13 protein-coding genes are annotated in these 14,228 nt (G+C 71.0%); 5 read left to right on the forward strand and 8 right to left on the reverse strand.

Annotated elements, in window-relative coordinates; translation table 11 throughout:
- Positions 1-3 precede the first annotated feature (3 nt).
- Positions 4-2,532, reverse strand: a complete 2,529-nt coding sequence (locus ACTWPT_RS28900; RefSeq protein ID WP_443180615.1) for an ATP-binding protein — start codon at positions 2,530-2,532, stop codon at positions 4-6.
- Between the two features lie 75 nt (positions 2,533-2,607).
- Between ACTWPT_RS28900 and ACTWPT_RS28905 the strand changes: the two genes are divergently transcribed.
- Positions 2,608-3,717 carry an MFS transporter gene (locus ACTWPT_RS28905; protein ID WP_443180616.1) on the forward strand — a complete coding sequence of 370 codons (1,110 nt, stop codon included), beginning with the start codon at positions 2,608-2,610 and terminating at the stop codon, positions 3,715-3,717.
- Here ACTWPT_RS28905 and ACTWPT_RS28910 read toward each other — a convergent pair.
- Positions 3,686-4,312: a hypothetical protein gene (locus ACTWPT_RS28910; protein WP_443180617.1), complete on the reverse strand. Its 627-nt coding sequence runs from the start codon at positions 4,310-4,312 to the stop codon at positions 3,686-3,688. The two genes, ACTWPT_RS28905 and ACTWPT_RS28910, sit on opposite strands and share 32 nt — an antisense overlap.
- 402 nt (positions 4,313-4,714) lie before the next feature.
- Here ACTWPT_RS28910 and ACTWPT_RS28915 point away from each other — a divergent pair, with 402 nt between their 5' ends.
- Entirely contained in the window at positions 4,715-4,879 is a 165-nt protein-coding gene (locus ACTWPT_RS28915) for a hypothetical protein (protein WP_443180755.1), read from the forward strand.
- Here the strand turns inward: ACTWPT_RS28915 and ACTWPT_RS28920 are convergent.
- A complete protein-coding gene (locus ACTWPT_RS28920; RefSeq protein WP_443180618.1) occupies positions 4,855-6,414 on the reverse strand; it encodes an ABC transporter substrate-binding protein in 1,560 nt (519 codons plus the stop codon). The genes ACTWPT_RS28915 and ACTWPT_RS28920 overlap by 25 nt on opposite strands.
- A gap of 170 nt (positions 6,415-6,584) precedes the next feature.
- Between ACTWPT_RS28920 and ACTWPT_RS28925 the strand changes: the two genes are divergently transcribed.
- Entirely contained in the window at positions 6,585-8,468 is a 1,884-nt protein-coding gene (locus tag ACTWPT_RS28925; protein WP_443180619.1) for a sensor histidine kinase, read from the forward strand.
- A complete protein-coding gene (locus tag ACTWPT_RS28930) occupies positions 8,461-8,817 on the forward strand; it encodes a DUF742 domain-containing protein (protein ID WP_443180620.1) in 357 nt (118 codons plus the stop codon). The genes ACTWPT_RS28925 and ACTWPT_RS28930 overlap by 8 nt, the downstream gene beginning before the upstream one ends.
- A 23-nt stretch (positions 8,818-8,840) precedes the next feature.
- Here the strand turns inward: ACTWPT_RS28930 and ACTWPT_RS28935 are convergent, their stop codons facing one another.
- Positions 8,841-10,229, reverse strand: coding sequence for an MFS transporter (locus ACTWPT_RS28935; RefSeq protein ID WP_443180621.1), 1,389 nt, complete (start codon positions 10,227-10,229; stop codon positions 8,841-8,843).
- Positions 10,230-10,302: 73 nt separating this feature from the next.
- Here ACTWPT_RS28935 and ACTWPT_RS28940 point away from each other — a divergent pair, with 73 nt between their 5' ends.
- Complete coding sequence (locus ACTWPT_RS28940) at positions 10,303-10,770, forward strand: MarR family winged helix-turn-helix transcriptional regulator (protein WP_443180622.1); 468 nt, start codon at positions 10,303-10,305, stop codon at positions 10,768-10,770.
- On the opposite strand, the gene ACTWPT_RS28945 is transcribed toward ACTWPT_RS28940, so the two are convergent.
- The 4 genes from ACTWPT_RS28945 to ACTWPT_RS28960 are packed head-to-tail and all read right to left on the reverse strand — an operon-like array spanning position 10,763 to position 14,227.
- Positions 10,763-11,629, reverse strand: a complete 867-nt coding sequence (locus tag ACTWPT_RS28945; RefSeq protein ID WP_443180750.1) for an ABC transporter ATP-binding protein — start codon at positions 11,627-11,629, stop codon at positions 10,763-10,765. The genes ACTWPT_RS28940 and ACTWPT_RS28945 overlap by 8 nt on opposite strands.
- A 2-nt stretch (positions 11,630-11,631) precedes the next feature.
- Positions 11,632-12,369, reverse strand: a complete 738-nt coding sequence (locus ACTWPT_RS28950) for an ATP-binding cassette domain-containing protein (RefSeq protein WP_443180623.1) — start codon at positions 12,367-12,369, stop codon at positions 11,632-11,634.
- Positions 12,366-13,214 carry an ABC transporter permease gene (locus ACTWPT_RS28955; RefSeq protein ID WP_443180624.1) on the reverse strand — a complete coding sequence of 283 codons (849 nt, stop codon included), beginning with the start codon at positions 13,212-13,214 and terminating at the stop codon, positions 12,366-12,368. Before ACTWPT_RS28955 ends, ACTWPT_RS28950 begins: the two co-directional genes overlap by 4 nt.
- The gene (locus tag ACTWPT_RS28960) at positions 13,211-14,227 is read right to left on the reverse strand and encodes an ABC transporter permease (protein WP_443180625.1); all 1,017 of its coding nucleotides are present in this window, start codon (positions 14,225-14,227) and stop codon (positions 13,211-13,213) included. Before ACTWPT_RS28960 ends, ACTWPT_RS28955 begins: the two co-directional genes overlap by 4 nt.
- Between the last annotated feature and the right edge of the window lies 1 nt (position 14,228).

The following is a 14,228-nucleotide window of genomic DNA, read 5'->3' on the forward strand; positions in this document are numbered from 1 at the left end:
GGATTAGATCAGCCCCGCGCGCCGGGCCAGCGCGGCGGCCTCCACACGGGAGTTCGCCCCCAGCTTGGCCAGGATGTTCGAGACGTGCACGCCCGAGGTCCTGGCGGAGATGAACAGCCGCTCGGCGATCTGGCGGTTGCTCAGCCCTTCGGCGACCAGGCCGAGCACCTCCAGCTCCCTGGCCGACAGGCGGAGGTCGCCGGTGAGACCGACCCTGAGCGTGGCGGCGGCCGCTTCGACCTCCCGCCGCAGCGGCTCAGCGCCCAGGCTCGCGGCGATCGCGGCCGCCTCGCGCAGCGGCTCGCGGGCGCCCGCCCGGTCCTGCTCGGCCGCCCTGACCAGGGCCTGCCCCAGCGCGTACGGCTGCCTGACGGACCGCCAGCACGCAACGGCCGCCGCCCACGACCCGCCGCACTCGGCCTCGAACGTAGCCCGGTACGCCTCCTGCACCGGCCCCGTCGTGGCGATGCCCGCAGGCGCCTCCCGCACGCGGCCGACGCGGGCCGCCAGCACCAGCAGCGGCCAGGCGTACCGACGGCTCTGCCGGAGATCGTGCTCGGCCAGCACGTGGTCGACCACCAGTCCGGCCCGCACCAGGTCCGACTGGGCCACCGCGAGCCGGCACTCCAGCAGGTCGGGCTCCAGACAGGAGTCGTAGCCGCGCGACCGCCCGCGCATCAACGGCCTGGCCAGGCGGACGACGCCGTCGGCCTCGGCCAATGCCCCTTCCCAGACGGCGACCGTCCCCAGCACCATGAGGATCCAGGCCCGATGGATCGGCGCCGGGTCCAGGGCGAGCGCCGCGCGGATGACCTCACGGGCCTCCTGCCAGCGGCCGAGCGAGACGAGCGGCTCGGCGAGGTTCGCGGCCAGGTGGGCGCCCCTGGTGCGGGCCATGCCCAGACGTCTGGCCCTGGACATGCCCTCGCGGGCCACGGACTCGGCCCTGGCGTGCTCGCCCGCGGCCTCCAGCACATCGGCCTCACTGGCGTAGGACATGAGCAGGCTGTCGTCGTCGGGCGCGCCGGACCTGAACTCGGCGTACAGGCTCGACGCGGTGCCGAGGTCGCCGTCGAGCGCGGTGAGCGCGGCCAGCGTGACCATGGCCCGGGCGTCGCCGAGCGCGAGCGCCTCCTCGGCGTGGGCGCGGGCCTCGGCGTCCTGGCCGTTCCAGGCGAGCGTGGTGGCGAGGGAGCCGATCAGCCTGGCCTCGCGCGGGGCCAGGCGTACGGCTTCACGCAGGTCTCCGAGGCCCTCCTCGCCGAGCAGGTCGCGGACGGCGACGCGCAACTCCAGCAGGTGCGCGGCCCGCAGCGGGTCGTCCACCTCTTCCAGCGCCCGGGTGGCCAGCTCCTCGGCCCGCTCGGCGTCACCTTCGCACAAGGCGTCCCGCGCCGCGTGCTCCAGCACCCACGTATGATCCCGGCCCCGCGTGTGGGCGTCGTCCCACAGCTCAAGCACACGTTCCCAGCGGCCGGCCTGCCAGGCGGCGTCGAAGGCACGCCGCCGGTCCCCCGCCGCGTACCAGTGGTCGGCGGCAAGCTCCGGCCACGCCTCGGCGCAGCGGGCGTGCAGGCGGCGCCGCTCCCCCGGCAGCAGGTCGTCGTAGACGGCGTCGCGGATCAGGGCGTGTCTGAAGGCGTAGCCGTCCCCGTCCACGAGCAGCAGTCGCGCGCGTACGATCGGCCGCAACGCGTCGTCGAGCGCCAGCTCGTCCAGCCCGGCCACGGCCGCCAGCACCTCGTGCGGCGTCCTGCGACCGGCCACGGCGGCGATCCGCAGCACGTCCAGGCTGGGCGGGCCGAGCCGGTCGGCCCCGGCGAGCAGCAACTCGCGCAGCGAGGCCGGGGTGGCCACGCCGGCGCCGGCGTCGGCCAGCGCCTCGACGAACAGCGGGTTGCCCTCGCTCCGCGCCACGATGGAGTCCAGCTCCGCGCGGCCGGCTACGACACGCGGATCGGGGTCGCAACCCAGCATGCGGGCCACCTCCTCGCGCCCAAGCGGCGGCAGCCTGATCACCTCGGCGGCCGGGAGCCGCAGCGGCTCACGGGAGGTCACGATCACCAGCACGCCCGGCCGCATCAGATTGCGCAGCAGGAACACCAGCAGGTCACGGGTGGCCTGGTCGGCCCAGTGCAGGTCCTCCAGCACGAGCACCACGGGACGCCGCTCGGCGGCCCGCTCGACCAGCAGGAGCACCTCCTCGAACAGCCGTGCCCGCCCCAGCCCGGGCAGCTCCGTCACCTCTCCCAGTTCGGGCAGCAGCCGCGCCAGCCCGCCGCGCCCGCCGCCCGGCACCAGCCCGCCTCCGTGCTCCCTGACCAGCCGCCGCAGCACGGGCACGAACGGCGCGTACGCCGTCCCGCCCGGGTCGGCGCCGCCCTCCGCGACGAGCGCGTCGATCCCGCCGGCGAACTCGCGGACGAGGCGGGACTTGCCGATGCCCGCCTCGCCGACGACCAGCACGGCCGCCGGTGTGGCGGCCTGCGCCGCGGCCAGCCGCCGCAGCTCGGCCTCACGTCCGACGAACACGTCACTCATTATGAAGAGGCGGCTAAGCATCTTGCCCGATGTGTCCTAGGCACCTGCTCAAGCACCGTCGTCGGCATGATGATCCGCTCGATGACCCTGATGATGGCCGCCTCGATAGCCGGGCTGTTCGGCTTCTACCTGCTGTTCTCCGCGGTCCCCCTGTACGCCGCGACGGGCGGCGCCGGCGAGCTCGGCGCGGGGATGACGACGGCCACCATGATGCTCGCCACGGTCCTGGCCGAGCTGGCCGTCCCGTGGCTGCTGTCGAGGTTCGGCTACCGCACCGTGATGGGGCTGGGCCTGGCGCTGCTCGGCGGGCCCGCCCTGCTGCTGCCGCTGTCGGCCGCGCTTCCGCTGGTCCTGGCCGTCTCTCTGCTGCGCGGGGCCGGGCTCGGCATCGTCGTGGTCGTGGGCACGGCGCTGACCGCCGAGCTCGTGCCCGCGGAGCGACGCAGCGAGGGCCTCGGCGTATACGGCGTGGCGGTCGGCATACCGTCGATCCTCGGCCTGCCCCTCGGCCTGTGGGCCGGCGACGCGCTCGGCTTCACGCCCGTCCTGGTCGTGGCCGGGCTGGTGCCCCTGGCCGGGCTCGTGACCGTGCGCGGGCTGCCGGCCACCAGGCCCGCACGTGTGACCGCCCGGCACTCGACGCAGGCACGCGGGCTGGTCGGGCCCGCGTTGCTCTTTGCGGCGGTGACCACCGCGACGGGCGTCATGGTGACGTTCCTACCGCTGGCGGGCTCGCCTGAGCTGGCCTCGGCCGCGCTGCTCACCCAGTCGCTGGCGACTCCGGTGGCCCGTTGGCTGGCCGGCAGGTTCGGCGATCGGCACGGCTCGGCCCGCCTGCTGATGCCGGGCCTGCTCGCCGCCGTCACGGGGATTGGGCTGCAAACCCAGGTCGACGGCCCGGTCGCGGTGGTGGCCGGGATGGCGGTATTCGGGGCCGGGTTCGGGGTGCTGCAGAACGCGACGCTGGCGGTGATGTTCGAGCGCGGCGAGCCCTCCCGCGTCAGCGCCCTGTGGAACCTGGCCTTCGACGCGGGGATGGGCGCAGGGGCGATGGGCTTCGGTCTGCTGCTCGGCCACACCGGTTACCCGCTCGGCTTCGCCCTGGTGGCCGCGCTCATGGCCGTCACGCTGCCGCTGACCAGGGTCAGGCCGGCGCTCGCTCCACTCCCACGGTGATCTCGTTGCCGAGCCGGCGGCCGGCGAGCAGCTCGAGGTCGTCGCCGCTCCAGAACCTGCCGGGGTCGTACCAGTTGGGGCGGCGGCCGGTCGGCAGCAGCCCCATCTCCTCGTAGGTGACGGCCACGACCTCGGCGCAGTAGGCGCTCTCCAGCGCCACCTCTTTGCGGGTCCGGCGCGGGACGCGCCCTCTGAACCAGCGGGCCGCCAGGCGGGCGGTGGACGGGAACGGGGTGCCGTCGAGGCGGGCGACCGTACGCAGGGCCGCGTCCTCCATCTCCGGGGTGGCCTCCGGCTCCAGCTGGCGCAGCCAGGGCCGCTGACCGTATTTGTTCACCCACACCGTGACCGCGGCACGCAGGTCGTGCAGCTGCACCCCGCGATGGTGGGTGCCGGCCCACAGGTCCGGCAGCGACCTGCCGAGCTCGGCGTGCCACATCATGGGCGGCAGGTCCTCGATCACGATGGCCATGCCCACGTGGTTGACCGGGCTGTTGGTCATCGTCTGGATCGCGCGGTCGGGGACCGAGCGCCCGCGGAAGACCCACAGGTCGCCGGTCCTCGTCACCTTGACGGCCTCGTCGAGAGTCAGCACACCGCTAGCGTCTTCGGTTCTCTGTGTTTACGCAAAACGAACATCGGCGTAGCCTCGTCGCACGCCGACCGAGGCCGGGCAGTGATCCGGTGGAAGCCGAAGCCGCGTCCGTCCGGCAAGCCGGGCGAACCTTGGCTGTGAACCGCGTTGTCGGGGCCTGACTCCGCACTTCTGGAGGGAATGCGGCTCTTGGGCCACCGCCCCGCCGGATGCTATCCCGTTGATGCGGACACCAACGGGGGCGGGGACCGAGCGCCAGTCAGGCACCCGGCTGTGACAGAAAGTCATCTCACGATTACGGTCCATCGCAACCAATCACGTGGGAGAAATCCAACAACAGATCTACCAGTAACCACCGGCTCGCATGGCGAGCGCCATCAACAGGTCATACTCTAGGCAACTATGCGCTGGTGGAAGATGCTCGGTCTGGCCGGAATCATGGGCGTCGCGGCCACGGGAGTGGTGATCGCGCGAGCCGAGCGACGGCGCCGCGCCTACACGCCCGAGGAGATTCGCACTCGCCTCCGGGACCGGGCCCATACTCAGCCGGAGGGCCGCAGCTCGTAAACGAACACGACGTCGGCGTAGGCCGGGTTGTCCACGTAGCCCTGGACGCTGCCCTGATAGGCGCGCTGATAGTTGACCACCCAGGGCAGCGCCGCGGCCGCCCGCTGGTCCAGCACCCGCTTGGTGGCCTGCTCGTACGCCCGCTGCGCCGCGTGTTTGTCGGTCACGGTCAGCTCGGGCACCGTGTCGAGCAGTGCGTCCAACCCCTGGTCCTTGAGGTAGGTCAGGTTGAACACGGGCGGCTCGGCGCTGTGGAAGACGTTGCCGAAGTAGGAGTAGCCGTCGGCGTAGTCGGGCCACCAGTACATGACGAAGATGTCCTGGCCCTTTTTCCTGCCCCGGTCCCACTGCGCCGTCCAGGGCATGGCCGTGGCCTCGACCCGGACGTTGAGCGGCTTCAGCGTGGCCTCCAGCCGTATGGCGAGCAGGCGCCAGTCGGTGTCACCCTCCCCGTACGTCAGGCGCAGCCGCAGCGGCCGGCCTCCCGGGCCGTAGCCCGCCCGGCGCAGCAGCCGCTGCGTGGCGATCAGGTCCTGCCGGGACACGCGGCCGGGGACGTAACCCATCAGCCCTTCGGGGATGACGCCGCTGGCCGGCGAGCCTGCCCCCTTCAGATCCTTGATGAGGCCCTGGTAGTCGACGGCCTTCTGCACGGCGCGCCGCACCCGCACGTCTTTCATGGGACCGCTCTCGGTGTTGAACAACAACATCGCCGTCTGGAACGACGGCCGGTCCGACGTACGCACGCCGGGTGTGACCAGCGCCCTGGCGAACAGGCGCGGGTTGAGCCGCTCGACGAAGCTCACCTCACCGCGCAGCAGCATGCGCCACGCCCGGTCGGCGTCCGGCACGACGCGGTACTTCACCGTGCTGTAGTGCGGCTTGTCCCAGCCACCCCAGTACTTGTCGTACGCCGTGAGCGTGAGCTCCTCCTCCTTGCCCTTCTGCCACTTGGCCACCGTGTACGGCCCGGAGCCCGCGTCCCTGCCCTGGCCGAACCACTTCCTGAGGTCGGGCGCCGCCTTGGTGTCGTAGATGTAGGCCGCGTACCCGGCCGAGGCCACCAGGTCGAGGGGCACCGGGTACTTGAGCACGAACGTCACCGTCGCCGGGCCCTCGACCCTGATCGAGGAGACGGCGTCCCAGATGTAGAACGCGCCGGTCTTGGCGGCGATGGTGCGCTCGATCGACGCCTTGACCGCCGCCGCGTCCAGCGGCCGGCCGGTGTGGAAGGTCACGCCGGGACGCAGGTTGAACGTCCAGGTGCGGCCGTCGGCGGAGGCCCGCCACGACGTGGCCAGGCGGGGGACGGACTTCTTGGTGACCGGGTTCCAGAGCGTGAGCGTCTCGTAGATGTTCTGGAAGGCGATGATCTCGTTGGAGAAGGAGCGGCTGGGGTCCCACTCCGTGATCACGTCCAGGTTCTGCACGTGTACGAACGGCGCCTCGCCTGCCGGGACCGATGGTGGTGCGGGGGTCGGCGAGCAGGCCGCGAGGAGCGCCAGCGCGACGGCCGCGGCGAGACGACGGCGCAACGCATCTCCCTCTGTCAGCGATGTACCCCGGGAAACCTACTCCAAGATCACGGAGGTCGGGGGTGCGTGTCAAAAAGTCCCGAAAAATTGGGCATTTTAGTGATCGGATTGCTATCCTCACCCTGTCCCGTCCGGGGTTGCCAGCAGGGGACCGACCGGAGTGAGGTGCCATGGGTCGTAGCCGAACGATCCGCATGAAGATCATCGGCCTACTGCTGGTGCCGCTGGCCTCCATGGTGGTGTTGTGGGGAGTCATCACCGCTGTCACCGCGACCGAGGGTTTGGAGCTGCGCGAATACAAGACACTCTGGACGAACCTGCGCCTTCCCGCGTACAAACTGATCAGCGAGATCCAGCGTGAGCGTCTCGTCTCGGCCAAACTCCTGCGGCACACGGCGGGCACCTCGGCCGTCGCCGAACAACGCACCCGCACCGACACCGTCAGAGACACGTTCAGACAGCTCTCCAGCACATCCAAGGACCGATCGGAAGAGATCCGCACACAGGTGGACGCGGTGTACACGCAACTCGACAGGCTCGACGCGATCCGAGGAGAGATCGACACGGGCCTGTCCGACCGTCTGCACACCGTGGAGGCCTACAACGCGATCATCGACACGCTCTTCGGCCTGCACCGCCGCGTCGCGCTCATTGACGACATCCCGATCTACGAGCAGTCCCGCGTGGTCATCGACATGAGCTACGCCAAGGAGCTGCTGACCCGGGAGCAGGCCATCGCACTCGGGCCGGTCACGGCCGCGGAGCGCAGGCTGTTCACCGAGATCGCCGGCAACCGGCGCTTCCTCATCGACCAGTCGCTCGCCGAGCTCGACCCGGCCCTGCGCGACGCCAACGCCACCCTGATAGCCTCCCCCGCCTACCAGCGGATGCGGATGATGGAAGAGCAGATCATCGCCGGCGGCATGCCCAAGGGCTGGCTCAGCGCGACGGAGGGGCTGGCCAAGTCGTTCAACGAGACGCAGATGCTGGCCAGCCAGGTGCTGAACGCGCGGGCCGAGCCGGTCGCCGACGAGGTGATCAATCGGACGTTCCTGCTGGCCGGCACGTGTTTCGCGCTGGTCGTGGTGTCGATCGCGTTCTCGCTGCGGATGGGTAACCGCCTGTCCAAGGAGCTGGGCGCACTCCGGCTGGTCGCCCTGGAGGTGGCCCAGGAGCGCCTGCCGCACGTGGTCGCCAAGCTACGCAAGGGCGAGAAGGTCGACATGCCGGAGTTGTCGGTGACGAGCACGACGACCGAGATCGACGACGTGGGCCAGGCCTTCTCCACCGTCCAGCAGACCGCCGTGGAGGCCGCGGTCGGCCAGGCACAGCTCAGCGAGGGCGTCGGCCACGTGTTCCGCAACCTGGCCAGGCGCAGCCAGACCCTGCTGCACCGCCAGCGCATCCAACTGGAGGACATGCAGCACCGGGCGACCGATCCGGACGCCCTCGAAGATCTTTTCAAGCTCGACCACCTGACCACCCGCATGCGCCGCCACGCGGAGGGCCTGATCATCCTGTCCGGCGCCACCCCGGGCCGCGGCTGGAGCCGGCCGGTGCCGCTGCTGGACGTGGCCCGCGGCGCGGCCGCCGAGGTGGAGGACTACCAGCGGGTCACCGTCGAGCCGATGCCGGCCAACCGCCTGGCCGGGCCCGTGGTCGGCGACGTGATCCACCTGATCGCCGAGCTCATCGAGAACGCCACCGTCTACTCCCCCGAGCACACCTCGGTCATCGTGCGCGGCGAGACGGCGGCCCGCGGCTTCGTCTTCGAGGTCGAGGACCGCGGGCTCGGGATGAGCGCAGAGGAGCTGGCCGAACTCAACGAGCGGCTGGCCAGCCCACCGGAGTTCGACCTGGCCGACAGCGACCGGCTCGGCCTTTTCGTCGTCTCCCGCCTGGCCGCCAGGCACGACATCCGCGTGACATTGCGCGGTTCACCATATGGAGGGACCACCGCCATCGTGTTGATCCCGGAAGAGCACGTGGCCGAACCCGAGGCTCCCGTGCTGCAGGAGCCCGTACGCCCCATGCGGGTGGTGCGAAGTGAGTGACGAGCGCTGGCTGGACGAGGACGCCGGTCCGATCGTCCCCGCCTACCTGCTGACCCGGGGCCGTACGGTGCCCGCGAGCGAGGCCATCGACCTCATCGCGGTGATCATCACCGCCGGCGGCCTGACGCCGCCGGTCGGCCTCGGCCCCGAACATCTGATCATCTTGCAGAAGTGCACCAAACCCACCCGGCTCGCCGACGTGGCCGCCGAGCTCAACCTGCCTGTCGGTGTGGTCCGCGTGCTGGTCGGCGACCTGCACGCGCGCCAGCTCGTGCAGGTCGAGCACCCGCCTCCCGCACCGGACGCCAAGGTGCTGCTGGAGGTGATCAGCGGGCTGAAGGCGCTGTGACATGGCGATCTCATGCCGACTTCTTAGACCGCTGTGACGTGCCTGCGGTTGAGCTGCCCGTAGACCGTGGCGAACACCGTGGCCACCGCCCCGGCCGCGGTGGCCACGCCGAAGACCCACTGATAGCCGGTGATGCCGGGCTGGGCGGCCAGGATGGCGGCGATCACGGCGCCCGAGGTGCTGCCGCCCACGATCCGTACGAGCGCGTTCACGCCTGCCGCCACGGCCGTCTTGCCCGGGTCCACGTGCTCGACGGCCATGGTGCCCAGGGCCGCGTAGCCGACGCCGAGGCCGACGCCCATGAGCGAGGCGGCCACGTACAGGTGGGCAGGGGTGTCGTGCAGGTACACCAGCCACAGCGCGGCCAGGCCGGTGACCGCGGAGCCTGCCGCGACCATGGTCGAGGCCTGGAAGACCCGCATGAGCCGGCCCGCGAACAGCGAGATCACCAGCATGAACAGCGTGCTCGGCAGCAGGTAGAGCCCGACCTCCAGGGTCGAGGCGGACAGCCCGGACACGGGCGACTGGGCGAACCCGGACATGCCCGTCAGGATCGTGAAGAACGCGAACCCGAGCAGCATCGAGGCCACCGTCGCGCCGACCGTGCCCCGGTGCACCAGCATCGACATCTCCACCAGCGGCTCGGCCACCCTCCGCTCGACCAGGACCCAGACCGCGGCCAGCAGCCCCGCAGCGGCGAACAGGCCGAGCACGCCCGGCGAGGTCCAGCCCCATGAGCCGCCCTCGCTGATGCCCAGCAGGAGCGCCACCAGCCAGGCGGCCATCAGCGCGGCGCCGAGCAGGTCGGGGCGGGCCCGCACGGCCGGGGCGTGGTCGCGGACGAGGAAGGCCACGATGATCGCGGCCACCAGGGAAATGCCGGCCATGATCCAGAACACCAGGTGCCAGTCGCCCGCGGCGAGCCCGGCCAGGATCATCCCGCCGCCGGCGCCGAACCCCATCGTCGCGCTCACCACCCCGATACCGGTCGCCAGCTGCTGCCGGGGCAGCACGTCGCGTACCACCCCGATCGACAGCGGCACGAGGGCGGCCACGGCGCCCTGCAGCACGCGCGCCACCAACAGCCAGGCCAGCGAGGTCGCCAGGGCCGCCATGACCGAGCCGATCACCAGCAGGGCCAGCGCGCCGAGGATCATCGTGCGCCTGCCGTACATGTCGCCGAAGCGCGACAACAGCGGCGTGGCCACCGCGGAGACCAGGAGGCTCAGCGTGAGCGTCCAGCTCACGGCGGCAAGAGAGGTGCCCAGCTCGCGTTGCAGCACTGGAAGCAACGGCACCACCGCGGTGTTCTGAAGTGCGGCGATGGATGCGCCGAAGGCCAGCGCGATCACTCCCGGCCAGGGGTTCCTGTTCGACGTCGTGCGTGCGCTCGATGCGACGGCTGTCGCCATCTCGGCTCCTTTAGATAACTTAGGTAAGTAACAAGAAGCGATAATACATACGTAAGTTAGGTAAGCAAACGAGATGGACGAAGATCTCAACAGAACGGTGTCGGCCTTCCGCACGCTCGTGACCACCCTCAAGCGCGGCAAGACCCACGAGCGGCTGACCGAGGCCGCGGGCATCCGGCTCGACCGGCCCGGCGTGGAGATCCTCGTCAGCCTGCTGGACGCGGGCGAACCGCGCAGGATCGGCGCGATCGCCGAGGCACTTCAGGTGGAGAGCCCGCATGTGACCAGGCACGTCGCCGCGCTGGAGCAGCGCGGCCTGGTCGAGCGCGTCCGCGACCCCGACGACGGCCGGGCCTGGCGCATCGCCCTCACCCAGGAGGGCGCCGAGGCGGCGGGCAAGTGCCGCAAAGTGACCACCGACTGGTTCGAGGGAGCGTTGGCCGACTGGTCGGCGGCGGACCGGACGGAGCTGGCCCGGTTGATGGAGAAGCTCGCGGACGACGTCACCGCCCATCTGAGGGCTCAGCTGGTCATCAAGTGAGCAGCACCTCCTCCGCCCGGTGGCAGGCCACCTGACGGTCCTTCAGGTCCCGCAGAGGAGGCGCCTGCTCGCACGCCGGCACGGCGATCGGGCAGCGCAGCCGGTACGGGCAGCCCGTCGCCGCCGGCACGGCCTCCGTCCGCCCTCTGGCCTCGGGCGGAGACCCGCCGAGCTTGGGCACGGCGTCGCGCAGGGCCTTGGTGTACGGGTGGGCGGGCTCGGCCAGGAGGCCGGCTGTGGGCCCCGACTCGACGACGCGGCCCGCGAACAGCACGTGGGACGTGCGGCACAGCCGCTCCACGACCGCGAGGTTGTGGGTGATGAGCAGGCGCTCGGTGTCCAGCCCCGCCAGCAGGTCGAGGATCTTGGCCTGGACCGTCACGTCGAGTGCGCTGGTGGGCTCGTCCAGGATGAGCAGGCGGGGCCCGACGGCCAGGGCCCGGGCGATCACGACGCGCTGGCGCTGGCCTCCGGAGAGCTGGTGCGGCCTTCGGGCGGCCAGGTCCGGGTCCAGGCCGACCTGTTCGAGCAGCTCCTCGACCCGGGCTCGCTCGCCTCTGGGGAGTGCCTCGGCTATGGAGGAGCCGATACGCATCCGGGGGTCGAGGGCTTCGGCCTGGAAGACGGGTTGGACGTCCTTACGGAACGCCCGCATGTCCGCCCTTTTCAGCGTTTGGTCGCCGTACCAGATATTTCCTGAGATGGGGGTGAGGAGGCCCAGGAACGCCCGCGCCAGCGTGGTCTTGCCGGAGCCGCTCTCCCCGATCAGGCCGACGCCGCCCTCCGTGATGTCCAGGCTCACGTCGTGCACGACGGGGCGTTTGCCGTACCCGAGCGTCACGCGCTCGGCCCTCAGCATGGTCACGGCAGCGCCTCCAGCAGCTCGCGCGTGTACGGGTGGGACGGAGCGGCCAGCACGTCCGCCGCGGGCCCCGACTCGACGACCGCGCCGTCCTTCATGACGAGCACCCGGTCGGCGATCGTGGACACCAGGGCCAGGTCGTGGGAGACGAGCAGGAGCGCCAGGCCCCGCTCGGCCCGCAGCCTGCGCAGCACGCCCACCACCTCGGCCTGCACGGTCACGTCGAGGGCGCTCGTAGGCTCGTCGGCCAGGATCACCTCCGCGCCCAGAGCGATGGCCAGCGCGATGGCGAAGCGCTGGGCCTGACCACCCGAGACCTCGTGCGGATAGCGGCGCAGGAGCTCCGGGTCGAGCAGCACGGCCTCCATGGCCTCCGCCATCACCTGCTCGGTGGCGTCCCTTCCGTGGAGCCGGAGCGCGCGGCGCATGAGGACGCCGAGCCGGGTGGCGGGGCTGAGCGCGGCCTGCGGTGACTGCATCACCAGCGCGGCTCTGGCGCCGCGGATCTCGCGGAGACGGCGCGGCGGGGCGGTCAGCATGTCGACGCCACACACCCTGATTTGTCCCGAAATTTCGGCATCCTGGGTGAGGCCCAGCAACGAGAGCAGTGTGGTCGATTTGCCGGAGCCGCTTTCCCCCACGATCGCCACGCACTCGCCCTCGCCCACGTCCAGCTGAGGAACGTCGGCCACGACACGTCCCCCGTACCGGACCCGGAGGTCACGCACCTCGATCACTTGACCGCCCTTCGCGGGTCGAGGGCATTCCTGAGGCCCTCGCCGAGCACGTTGAACGCGAACGCCGTCACGAGGATCGCCAGCCCGGGAAAGGTCACCACCCACCAGTTCGTGGTGAAGAGGGTCTGGCCCTGCTGCACCATCAGCCCCCACTCGGCCGTCGGTTCCTGCGCGCCCAGCCCCAGGTACGACAGCGCGGCAGCGGTCAGGATCACCCCGCCCGCGTCCAGCGAGACCTGGACCAGGACGGGGGTGAGCGAGTTCGGCAGCACGTGCCTGAGGATGATCAGCGGCGCGGGCACGCCGAGGCACCGGGCGGCGTCCACGTAGCTGCGGGTGGCGACCGACGCGGCCACCGAGGCGGACAACCGCGTGTACCACGGCCACCAGGTCACCGCGATGGCCAGCACGACGGTGTTCACGCTGGGCTGCAGCACCACCGCCAGGGCCAGGGAGAGCAGGAGCGCGGGGAAGGCCAGGAACACGTCCGTGACGCGCATGATCACGTCCCTCACCCAGCCGCCCGCGTACCCGGCCACCACGCCGAGCGTCACTCCGACCACCGCCGAGACGGCCAGCACGGCGACGGCGATGAACAACGACGTGCGGCCGCCGTACAGGATCCTGCTGAGCAGGTCCCGCCCGACGTTGTCGGTGCCGAACCAGTGCGCGGCGCTCGGCGGCTCCAGCAACTCCAGCGGGTTCGGCTCGTCCGGGTACGGCGCGAGCCACGGAGCCAGAATCGAGGTCAGCACGACGACCACGATGAGGGCCGCCCCGAAGGCCGCGAACCGGTCGGGGATCCTGGGCAGCGTGCGGCGCAGCGGCGCCTGCGTGCCGGTCATCGTGCCCTCACCCGCGGATCGACGACACCCTGCAGCAGGTCCACGACCAGGTTGGCCAGGGTGTACACGAGGGCGACCAGGAGGGTGACGCCGGCGATGGCCGGGGTGTCCAGCGACTTGATCGACTCGGCGGCGTAACGGCCGAGACCCGGCCAGTTGAAGACGGCCTCGACCAGGAAGCCATTGACGATCGAATACGCGAACACCAGGGCGATCAGCGACAACACCGGGCCCAGCGCCGGTCTTAGGGCGAACCTGGTCAGGATGGACGTCTCGCCGAAGCCGAGCGCGCGCTCCAGCCTGGCGTGGTCCTGCCCGGACTCCTCGATGAGGGCCGCCCTGGTCATCTGGGCGATCACGCCGGTCGGGTAGGCGGCCACGACGAGGGCGGGCAGCACCAGGTGTTCGAGGGTGCTGGTGAAGATCGGCCAGTTGCCGGTGATCAGGGCGTCGACGATGGTGATGTTCGTCCAGAGGGTGAGGGGGCTGGTGGTGTCGAGCGAGGAGTCGTACTCGCCGGCGATCGGGAACCAGCCCAGATTGCCGGCGAAAATCAGCTGCATGGCCAGGGCCAGCCAGAAGACCGGCACAGAGACGGCGAGCATGCTGGTGAACCGCACCCCGAAGTCCGGAAATTTCGTCTTATAGCGGGCGGCGAGCACCCCGATCGGGACGCCCACGACGACCGCGACCACCAGCGCCGCTCCCACAAGCTCCAGCGAGGCCGGGAAAGCGAGAAACAGGTCGTCGCGTACGGGCTGCCGGGTCCGCAGGCTGGTGCCCCAGTCGCCGGTGAACAGGTCACGGACGTAGTTCACGAACTGCAGGGGCATCGGGTCGTCGAGGCCGAACCGCTCGCGCGCCGCGGCGAGCTGCTCGGGTGTGGCCTTCGGCCCGGCGAACGCGACCGCGGGATCGCCGGGCACCAGCCGCATGACGGCGAACGTGAGCATGACCACACCGGCCACGACCAGGAGGGCCTGGCCGAGCCGGCGGGCCAGATAACGCGCCATG

It is taken from the genome of Nonomuraea sp. 3N208 (genome assembly GCF_052245935.1).
Lineage (GTDB): Bacteria > Actinomycetota > Actinomycetes > Streptosporangiales > Streptosporangiaceae > Nonomuraea.

What these genes read in the sequence shown, in the direction of transcription:
- ACTWPT_RS28905 (WP_443180616.1), top strand. Translation starts at nt 2,608, where the DNA reads ATGATGATCCGCTCGATGACCCTGATGATGGCCGCCTCGATAGCCGGG.
- ACTWPT_RS28915 (WP_443180755.1), top strand. Translation starts at nt 4,715, where the DNA reads ATGCGCTGGTGGAAGATGCTCGGTCTGGCCGGAATCATGGGCGTCGCG.
- ACTWPT_RS28925 (WP_443180619.1), top strand. Translation starts at nt 6,585, where the DNA reads ATGGGTCGTAGCCGAACGATCCGCATGAAGATCATCGGCCTACTGCTG.
- ACTWPT_RS28935 (WP_443180621.1), bottom strand. Translation starts at nt 10,229, where the DNA reads ATGGCGACAGCCGTCGCATCGAGCGCACGCACGACGTCGAACAGGAAC.
- ACTWPT_RS28940 (WP_443180622.1), top strand. Translation starts at nt 10,303, where the DNA reads ATGGACGAAGATCTCAACAGAACGGTGTCGGCCTTCCGCACGCTCGTG.
- ACTWPT_RS28945 (WP_443180750.1), bottom strand. Translation starts at nt 11,629, where the DNA reads ATGCTGAGGGCCGAGCGCGTGACGCTCGGGTACGGCAAACGCCCCGTC.
- ACTWPT_RS28955 (WP_443180624.1), bottom strand. Translation starts at nt 13,214, where the DNA reads ATGACCGGCACGCAGGCGCCGCTGCGCCGCACGCTGCCCAGGATCCCC.
- ACTWPT_RS28960 (WP_443180625.1), bottom strand. Translation starts at nt 14,227, where the DNA reads ATGGCGCGTTATCTGGCCCGCCGGCTCGGCCAGGCCCTCCTGGTCGTG.